The 2,180-nt window shown below is 67.2% G+C and carries 3 protein-coding genes; 2 read left to right on the top strand and 1 reads right to left on the bottom strand.

Translation table 11 applies throughout. The features are described 5' to 3' along the window. A partial coding sequence (locus ACNPM4_RS06030; RefSeq protein WP_448985062.1) for a flagellar FlbD family protein occupies positions 1-186 on the bottom strand: 186 nt, incomplete at its 3' end. Positions 187-445: 259 nt separating this feature from the next. Between ACNPM4_RS06030 and ACNPM4_RS06025 the strand changes: the two genes are divergently transcribed. Beyond that, positions 446-817 (top strand): ArsR/SmtB family transcription factor, encoded by a 372-nt coding sequence (locus tag ACNPM4_RS06025; RefSeq protein WP_448985061.1) that lies wholly within the window; start codon positions 446-448, stop codon positions 815-817. Beyond that, positions 817-2,070 (top strand): MFS transporter, encoded by a 1,254-nt coding sequence (locus tag ACNPM4_RS06020; RefSeq protein ID WP_448985060.1) that lies wholly within the window; start codon positions 817-819, stop codon positions 2,068-2,070. Before ACNPM4_RS06025 ends, ACNPM4_RS06020 begins: the two co-directional genes overlap by 1 nt. The last annotated feature ends 110 nt before the right edge of the window (positions 2,071-2,180 follow it).

The following is a 2,180-nucleotide window of genomic DNA, read 5'->3' as shown; positions in this document are numbered from 1 at the left end:
GGCCGCGGCGAGCACTCCGGCGCGGAAGCGGGTGATCTGCGCGATCACGTCGTCCATCGTCTCGGTGACGACGAACGTCGCACCGTCGACCATGATGAGCGTCGTGTCGGGCGTTGCCTGGACACGTTCGATCAGGTCGGGATTCACCGCGAACCGGGAACGGTTCAGGCGCGTGAGGACGATCATGGGCTCCATCCTGGAAAGATCCGTCCGCGTTCCGGGGAGCGCGGACCCGACGGCCCGTCCTGGGCTGTCGGAGGTGACTGTCGGCCGGTGGGCGCCTGGCGTTAGCGACGGGGCCGGTGGGGGCGGGGAACCGGCGCGTTGGTGCTGTAAACACGAGTAGTCGGTCCGTTACTCGTGGTTAAGGGTGCTAAACCTTAGTTTCGAGTGCACGCGAGTCAGTTCGTGCTGCAGAAGAAATTGCATCTGCAATAATCTGCGTATGAATGCAGATTCTAAATGTGCACTGACGGCGGAGAGCAGCTACGTCGAGCTCGCGGTGGAGGTCTTCTCGATGCTGGCCGACGCCACCAGGATCCGGATCATCCTCGCTCTGCGCGATCAGGAACTGTCCGTGAACCATCTCGCCGACATTGTCGACAAATCCGCTCCCGCCGTCTCCCAGCACCTGGCGAAGCTGCGCCTGGCGCGGATCGTCGTCACGCGTCAGGAGGGCACGAAGGTGTTCTACCGCCTCGCGAACGAGCACGCCCGTCAGCTGGTCGCCGACGCGATCTTCCAGGCCCAGCACACGCTGAGCAACGAGCCGGCCCACCACCGCGGCGAGCACCCGGCACCGGAGGACACTCGCTGATGCTGCAGGTCCTGCGCGACGGCACCTACGCGAAGCTCTTCTCGGCGCAGGTGATCGCGTTGCTCGGTACGGGGCTGCTCACCGTCGCGCTGGGCCTGTTGGCGTTCGACATCGCCGGTGATTCTGCGGGCTCCGTGCTCGGCACGGCGCTGACGATCAAGATGGTCGCCTACGTCGGGGTCGCCCCGCTGATCGCCGCGGTCGTCGACCGGCTGCCGAAGAAGGCGGTGCTGGTCACCGCCGATGTCGTGCGTCTGGGCATCGCGCTGCTGCTCCCGTTCGTCACGGAGATCTGGCAGATCTACGTGCTCGTGTTCGTGCTGCAGTCCGCATCCGCCACCTTCACGCCGGCCTTCCAGTCCTTGATCCCGTCCGTGCTGCCGGAACCGAAGGATTACACGCGAGCGTTGTCGCTGTCGCGCCTCGCCTACGACCTGGAGGCGCTTGTCAGCCCGACGATCGCCGCACTGCTCCTCACAGCAGTCAGTTACAACGATCTCTTCGTCGGCACGGCGATCGGCTTCGCCTGCTCGGCCCTCCTCGTGCTGCTCTCGCAGCTTCCCGCACGCGTCGACGACGGCCTTGCACTGCCGTTCTGGCAGCGGCTCCCGCTGGGTGCGAAGGTCGTCGCGCGCACTCCGACGCTGCGCTTCCTGATGCTGACGAACGTCGTCGTCGCGGCCGGCACTGCGATCGTCCTGGTGAACTCGGTCGTCTATGCCCGCGGTGTGTTCGGGCTCGGAGAGGAAGCACTCGCCTTCGCCCTCGCCTGCTACGGCATCGGGTCTCTCGTCGTCGCGGTGAACATCCCCTGGCTGGTCGATCGGTTCGGGGTGATCCGGACCATGATCGCGGGAGCTCTCGTCATCGTGGCCGGGCTCATCGCCGCCGTGCTCGTCACTCTGTTCGCGTCGGCCGACGGCAGCGGCTGGCTCGTGCTGCTCGGCACCTGGGGCGTGCTGGGCATGGGCACGTCTTTCGTGAACACCCCGTCGTCGAGGCTGCTCGCCGACGCCTCCACCCCGCAGAACCGGAACCTCGTCTACACGGCGCAGTTCGCACTCTCGCACGCCTGCTTCCTGATCACCTACCCCATCGCCGGCTGGCTGGGGGCGGCGAGCTTGACCGCCGCCGCCGTCGCACTCGCCGTGATCGCCCTCGTGGGCGGAGCGGTGGCCGTGACGTATGCGCGTCGGGCATTGGCGCCTCGCGACCCCACCCGTATCCGGGCGGACGCCTCCGGTCGGAGCTAGCACCGACATCTCGAGGGCGCCGCTGATGATGCCGCCCGGGCCATCGGCCGGTGGCCGGTGTGCATCCGATGTCAGCGGTGGCGGCGCTGGTCGCGTGCGAGCCCGGGATC

Source organism: Microbacterium umsixpiens, assembly GCF_053543675.1.
The sequence above is the reverse complement of the archived record's forward strand: the minus strand, read 5'-3'. Positions and strand labels throughout refer to the sequence as shown.